The sequence below is a fragment of the Streptomyces sp. genome (assembly GCF_036566765.1).
Classification (GTDB): domain Bacteria; phylum Actinomycetota; class Actinomycetes; order Streptomycetales; family Streptomycetaceae; genus Streptomyces.
The window spans coordinates 1-6,125 of the sequence record NZ_DATCVQ010000202.1; the positions used below are offsets into that span (position 1 = coordinate 1).

The following is a 6,125-nucleotide window of genomic DNA, read 5'->3' on the forward strand; positions in this document are numbered from 1 at the left end:
CGGTGCCTGGTGGCCTCGCTCGCGTGACCTCGCCGCCGAGCTTCCACCCCTGGTCGACGCGCTGGACGAGCGCTTCGGGCGCATCACACGCGTCACGGTGAACCCCACCCGCTGGCCCGTCGTCCCGCACAAGGTTCCCGCCACCGGCCACACCGTGCACGTCGGCTGGTTCACCGAGCAGGATCCCGACAAGATGATCCTGCTCTCCTACACCGTCGGCCGCTGCGACCTGCTGGTGATCCCGCCCGAGACCGAACCCGTCGCAGCCGCCCGGCTCATGACCGCCGCCGCGGTCCCCGGGAGCGTCCTGGCCGCCGGTGTCCTGATGTCCGACGAGGCCGCGACCGGCCCGTAGTCGTACAATTGGCCGTGGATCGAGCACTCTCACGTGTGACGATCCGGAAGGGCGGCCTCGGCGTAGTGAATGCGCTGGGGCCGTTGTGACGACCGCCGCCATGAGGCCGGCGCACCCGACGTCATGTAGCCGCCCGGTGCTGATGCCCCACCTCGCGCGCGAGATCCAGTCCGAGGACGCGGTCGAGAAAGGCGAACGTCTCGAACTTGGCACCGGCCGGTACGTCGGCGCGCGTCGCCACGGTGGCCAGCGCGTCCAGGACGGCGGGGACGCCGAGATCATCAGCCAGCGCGGCATGGGCGTGTCGCAGAACATCGGCGGGGATCGGCCTGGACGGCTGCTCTGCCCATTCGGCCACCAGCTGCCGCCAGTCCCCCAGCGTCCGCCGGGCCTCTTCGAGCGCGGCGCTGGTGGCCGTGACCGGCGTGCGGTAAGCGTGGCCGAGCACATGCATCCTCACAGCCAGCGGATCGATCCCCGCCGGGGCGAAGGCGTCCAGGAGGCCCGGGACCAGAACGTGGGCACGGTCTGAGACGCCCCTCTCCCGGGACGCCGGGCCGACCTGGCCCACGTCGATGCGGACCCCGCCGACCACGTCCTGTGCGGCGGTCCCGTACGGGTAGACGTGTACGTCGGCAGCGGCGCAGAGCGTTCCGTTCGGATGGTGAACACCGACTCCGGCGGGCGGGTGGATGCCAAGAGCCGACATGGCGCGATCAAACGCCTGGACCTGCTCATGCGGCAGGTCCGGCGTGGTGAGGAACATGCGGGACTGCAGGCCGTGCAGCTCCGCTGTGCGCGCCAGTACGTCACCGACCAAGAGCGCCCGCAGGTCCGTCATGCCGATCCCGGCTTCGCCGACCGGCAGGTGGACACAGATGCTCAGCAGATGACGGCGTACGGAGGGAATCTCCACAAGGTGGCCGGTACGGGTGTCGACGATACGCAGCATGATGCGGAGGCTAGCCGTGGAAACCCCCGACACCGGGGAGGACCTGACCAGGCGCCCGACATCAGCAAGGTAGCGGCGGGTGCCCTCTCCCAGGCCCATGGCACGGGTTCGCTCCCGGTGGGCGCCGTAGGCATGTCCCTCCTGGGAGCCGTCTGGGAGCCGACTTGCTCCCCAAGCCCCCGCGACACCGCCCGAGCCCACTGTGCGCCAACGCTGTGACCAGGCGAAACGACAAACCGGCCGGTGAAGATCCGGACCGAACCTCACCGGGACGAAGAGGTCGTGGGTTCAAATCCCGCCACCCCGACAGCTGAAAAACCAGGTCAGGGCCGGTTTCCTTCACGGGAAACCGGCCCTGATCCTTGCTGCGTGACTAGCTGCGTGACTACGGCTCCGGATCGCTCTTGAAGATGCGGTCCATGTCATGTGACCGACGCCTTGGCGGGTCGTTCCCGCGATGGCGTCGGTCGCGACTCAGCTCAGCCGAGTGGCGGCGTAGACCTCGATCGCATCGCGCTGGTACGCGGCCAGACCCGGGGCGATCGCCTCGTACGCGGTGCGCCAGACGTCGTTGTCCACGCAGGATCGTCCGATGGCCCGGTACTCCTCGGCGGAGACGGCGCGCAGCTGCATCAGTGCCCGGTACTGGGCGTCGATCTCGGCCTGCACCAGCTCGGCAGCGGCCGCGTGGCCCGCAGCCATGAGTTCGGCCAGCCGGATCATCTGCGCGGTGCGCTCACGGTGCCCGGCGTCGGCGTCGGCCTGGCTCATCGTGGCGGCGCGCCGCCCGACCTCCTCGGCGAGTTCGGGGAAGTCGCGCATGTTCTGCGCGTACTGGGAGGGCTGGACGCCCTCGAACAGGTTCTCCGGTCGGTTGATGGTCACGGGCTTACCGTCCTTCCTGGACTGCTCCAGTTCGGCGATCGTGCGGGAGACGGTGCCGGCCAGGGCGTCGAGCCGGTCCCGCTCCGCGAGCAGCCACCGGTGGTGGCCCCGCAGGGCATCCAGCTCGTCGACCTGCTCGGACAGGATCCGGCCGATCTCCGGCAGCCCGACGCCCAGCGCCCGCAACACCAGGATCTGCTGCAGCAGCAGAAGCTGGTGCTCCCCGTAGTAGCGGCGACCGTTGACGCCTATACGGGCCGGCGGCAACAGGCCCCTCTCGTCGTAGTGGCGCAGTGTCCGGGCGGTCACGCCCGACATCCGGGCCACCTCCGAGATCGGCCAGTCCATCGCCACTCCCACACATGTGTGTCGCCGGGCCGGTCTCTCCGGCCCTGGTCACAACGGTAGAAACTGCCGCAACGGCAACTTCAACCCCCGAGATTCATGATTCTCGGAGCCGGTCTGTATGGATTAGTGAGAGTTGCAGACGCTCATGCAGCGGGATGCGACGAGCGGGTGGCAGGGAAACCGAATGCCGACGGGCTCCGTCGCATTCCTCGTAGGCGGACATCCGCCTGGGCGGCATCTACGCCCTGGAACGCATCATGCAGGACTCCGTCCGTGACCACCCCATGGTCGTCTCCGTACTGGCCGCCTTCGCACAGCAGCACGCTGGATCAAGTGCAAAGAGCCTGAAGGACACCACTCGGCGACGCGTGTGATCACGCGCCGAGGCCAGACGTCCAGGCAGCGATCGCCGCGCTGGCCAGACGTGACTCCGGCCGCAACGCCGGGACGGTCATCGACCTCAGCAACACCGATCTCCGCGGCATGAGCTTCCCCGGGAAGGCACCCATCGAGCTGCCTGGAGTGAGCTTGTACGAAGCGGACCTGCGCTGGGCCGATCTGAGCGGCGCCGACCTCCGCCGAGCGGACCTCTTCGGCGCGAACTGGACTCCGCCTACCTGGACAGAGCCGATCTTCGCGGAGCGCATCTGGCGGGCGCGAGTCTCGGCGTCACGACACTTAAGCGCGCAAATCTTCGCGGTGGTGCCCGAACTCCCGGAGGTCTTCAGGTAAGCGACTAACTGTGTGACAACGACGACGAAATCCCGCCACCTCGACAGCTGAAAAACCAGGTCAGGGGCCTGATCCGCGACAGCGGATCGGGCCCCTGAGCGGTCTCCGGGCCCCGCGGACCCGCGCTCCTTCAGATGCTGCGGGCGGTGATGTCGCCGTAGGCGGTGGTGGCGTGGATGTTGAGGCCGGCGGCGGCGCCTTCGGTGTTGTTGAGGGTGTTGTTGATACGGCCGTATGCGGTGCCGGCGTCGAGGGTGGCGGAGGCGCCGCGGGCGGCACCGATCTGGATGTCGCCCTTCTCGGTGCGCAGGGTGACAGTGCCGCGCACGGCCTCGGCGATGGTGAGGTCGCCCGCCTGGGTGCGGATCTCCGCGTTGCCGCCCAGGCGGCCGACGTGAACGTCGCCGGCCATGAGGACCAGGCGGGCGCCGGCGGTCTCGTCGAGCTTGACCGTGCCCCGCGCGGCCTCGAAGGCGACGTCGCCGAGCCGTCCCACGCCCCGGAGTTCGCCGTCGGCCGCCTTCGCCTCGACGCGGGAGCCGGCGGGCAGCTGCACGGTCACCTCGACGTACCCGGAGTTGTTGCCGAGGAGCTGGTTCTTCGGCTCCGGGGCGGTGATCCGCAGGACACCGTCGGCGTACTCGACCGTCGTCTCCTCGGCGGCCTTCACGTCGCGGCTCTTGGCAGCGTTCGCGGGGCGGACCTCGACGGTGGTGTCGACGCGGTCGGCGGCGATGAACTGGATACGGCCGGCGGGGATGCCCAGGACGGCGGTGACGGCGGTGGTGGTGGCGAACTTCTGCATGGTGCTTCTCCTTCTTCATTCGGCGGACCGTCCGTCGGCCCGCCGTTTCTGATGAACGAAAAGCTACGTTGCGTTCAGAGAGTTGGCAACATGTTCGTTGCGCGAAAACGCCATCAATGCAGGTAGTGGATGGGATTTCATTGCAACGGGTTCGAGCGTAACGCAACAACTCTTCTCCTCCTCGTTGCAATGAATTGGTCGTGAACGCTATGGTGGCGGCATCACACACGCACGAAGGAGAACGCGATGCCGGGAGGCAGACTCACCCAGCCCGAACGCCGGCAGATCGCGCTGGGGCTGGCCGACGGCCTCGCCTACGCCGAGATCGCCAGGCGTCTGGAGCGCCCGACCTCGACGATCACGCGTGAGGTGATGCGCAACGGCGGCCCCACCTCCTACCGCGCCGAACTCGCCCAGCGCGCCACCGAACGCCGTACGCATCGGCGCAGGCAGGCCGCCCCCGCAGGGGCGCTCCCGCAGGCTTACGGGCGCGATGCCGAGGCGGTGCGTGAGTACGAGGAGGTGTTCACCACCGTCATGATGCAGTCGGGCCTGCCCAAGATGATGTCCCGAGTGATGGCTTCCATCTGCCTCACCGACACAGGCAGCCTCACCGCGTCCGAACTCGTCCAGCGCCTCCAGGTCAGCCCGGCGTCCGTCTCCAAGGCGGTCGCGTTCCTCGAGGGTCAGGGCCTCGTCCGCCGGGAGCGCGACGAGCGCCGCCGCGACCGCTACGTCGTCGACGCCGACGTCTGGTACGAGTCGATGATGGCCAGCGCCCGCGCCACCGCGCACATAGTGGAGACCGCCCGGCAGGGCGTCGGCGTCCTTGGCCCCAACACCCCGGCCGGTGCCCGCCTCGAGAACATCGCCCGCTTCCTCGACTTCGTCTCCGAGACAACCGCCCGCGCCGCCGCGCAGGCCCGCGACATCCTCCACACGAAACCCGAAGTGACCCCGGACAGCCCCGCCTGAGCCACGTTCAGCTCGCGGACGGACAACTGTGGGGCGGTGGGGCGACACAAACGTGCCCCTTAACGCCCCGCCGTTGTCCCCCGAGTCACACCAGCCCACACCCGCCCCACCCCTTACCCTTCCCGGCCGCGTTAGCGTCGTTACCACCGGGCAGTGACCAGCCGGGCATGAAGCTCGGCCCCGTGACGGCCGTTGGCCGCCGAGACGGCATTGGGCAACCCATGCAACTGCCGCGCAATCCGTCCACGGGCCCGCCGGCCGCCCACGGCGACCGGCGCACGTGCGGCCTGCTCGCGTGGACCCCGGCCCCCGGACCGCCCTCCGAGAGTGTTTTCGCGGCTTCCGGTGGTGGGTCAAGGGTGGAGCGAAGCGGAATCGCGAAGCGACGCGACGAAGGAGCGCCCTTGACGCGCCGCCGGAAGGTGCGACTCTCGGAAAGAGGGCGGTCCCACCCGCGTCCTGCGCACCCGGCCCACCCCAAGCGCCTGTCCCTACGGGCGACCGGCCGGACCGCTCACCTTTCTTGCTGTCGCGGACGGGGGCGAGGGGAGCACCCTCACCGAACCGCCGACGACACCCTCAACGGCGACAACGGACCCGACACCCTCGACGGCGGGCCCGGAACAGAAACCCTCAACGGCGGCAACGGCACCGACACCTGCACCGCCGAGCCTGGCGAGACCGTCACGAGCTGTCCGTAGATTCCGTAGGTTCCAGAGGTTCGACAGCCGAGGAGCGGGTGCGCCGCTCCGGAGGTTCAACAGCCGAGGAGCGGTTGCGCCGGCAGGCGAGGGCGGCCCCGGCCGTCAGCAGCACCAGCGCGCCCGCTCCCACGCCCAGCCCCGCCCGCAGGCCGGGCGGGCGGAACGTGCAGTTCACCGAGGTCTGCCCGGCAGCGGGCCGGACCGCGAGCAGGCCGCCGTACGAGCCCGCCGGACGGCCCTCGCACCGCCAGCCCGCGATCCGAGGGGTCGCCACCACGACCGTTCCCCGTGCGCCGGGCCGCAGTTCCGCGCGTACGCCGCTGTCCGTGACGTGGATCGCGACAGGGGCCGTCGCCCGCAGCGCCGTCA

Annotated in this window: 7 protein-coding genes and 2 pseudogenes; 5 read left to right on the top strand and 4 right to left on the bottom strand. The window is 69.6% G+C overall.

The genetic code is table 11. The annotated features are described in order from the left end of the window. On the top strand, positions 1 to 355 hold a 355-nt coding region (locus tag VIU94_RS11565; protein ID WP_331910371.1), incomplete at its 5' end, for a DUF5994 family protein. Between the two features lie 121 nt (positions 356 to 476). Here the strand turns inward: VIU94_RS11565 and VIU94_RS11570 are convergent. Together VIU94_RS11570 and VIU94_RS11575 are read right to left on the bottom strand one after the other, a co-directional pair. Then, positions 477 to 1,406 (bottom strand): cysteine--tRNA ligase, encoded by a 930-nt coding sequence (locus VIU94_RS11570; RefSeq protein WP_331910373.1) that lies wholly within the window; start codon positions 1,404 to 1,406, stop codon positions 477 to 479. Between the two features lie 375 nt (positions 1,407 to 1,781). After that, a complete protein-coding gene (locus VIU94_RS11575) occupies positions 1,782 to 2,540 on the bottom strand; it encodes a MerR family transcriptional regulator (protein ID WP_331910375.1) in 759 nt (252 codons plus the stop codon). Between the two features lie 483 nt (positions 2,541 to 3,023). Here VIU94_RS11575 and VIU94_RS44665 point away from each other — a divergent pair. Both VIU94_RS44665 and VIU94_RS44670 read left to right on the top strand, forming a co-directional pair. After that, positions 3,024 to 3,134, top strand: a pseudogene (locus VIU94_RS44665) (pentapeptide repeat-containing protein); the annotation flags it as partial. Between the two features lie 23 nt (positions 3,135 to 3,157). Beyond that, positions 3,158 to 3,280: a pentapeptide repeat-containing protein gene (locus tag VIU94_RS44670; RefSeq protein WP_414720930.1), complete on the top strand. Its 123-nt coding sequence runs from the start codon at positions 3,158 to 3,160 to the stop codon at positions 3,278 to 3,280. Positions 3,281 to 3,402: 122 nt separating this feature from the next. Here VIU94_RS44670 and VIU94_RS11585 read toward each other — a convergent pair whose 3' ends face one another. After that, positions 3,403 to 4,077 carry a DUF4097 family beta strand repeat-containing protein gene (locus VIU94_RS11585; protein ID WP_331910379.1) on the bottom strand — a complete coding sequence of 225 codons (675 nt, stop codon included), beginning with the start codon at positions 4,075 to 4,077 and terminating at the stop codon, positions 3,403 to 3,405. A 246-nt stretch (positions 4,078 to 4,323) separates the two neighbouring features. Here VIU94_RS11585 and VIU94_RS11590 point away from each other — a divergent pair, with 246 nt between their 5' ends. Continuing rightward, a complete protein-coding gene (locus VIU94_RS11590) occupies positions 4,324 to 5,052 on the top strand; it encodes a GbsR/MarR family transcriptional regulator (protein ID WP_331910381.1) in 729 nt (242 codons plus the stop codon). Positions 5,053 to 5,273: 221 nt separating this feature from the next. Continuing rightward, positions 5,274 to 5,753 (top strand): hypothetical protein, encoded by a 480-nt coding sequence (locus tag VIU94_RS44675; protein WP_414720929.1) that lies wholly within the window; start codon positions 5,274 to 5,276, stop codon positions 5,751 to 5,753. Here VIU94_RS44675 and VIU94_RS11595 read toward each other — a convergent pair. Beyond that, positions 5,737 to 6,125 (bottom strand): annotated as a pseudogene (locus VIU94_RS11595) (hypothetical protein); the annotation flags it as partial. The gene VIU94_RS44675 and the pseudogene VIU94_RS11595 sit on opposite strands and share 17 nt — an antisense overlap.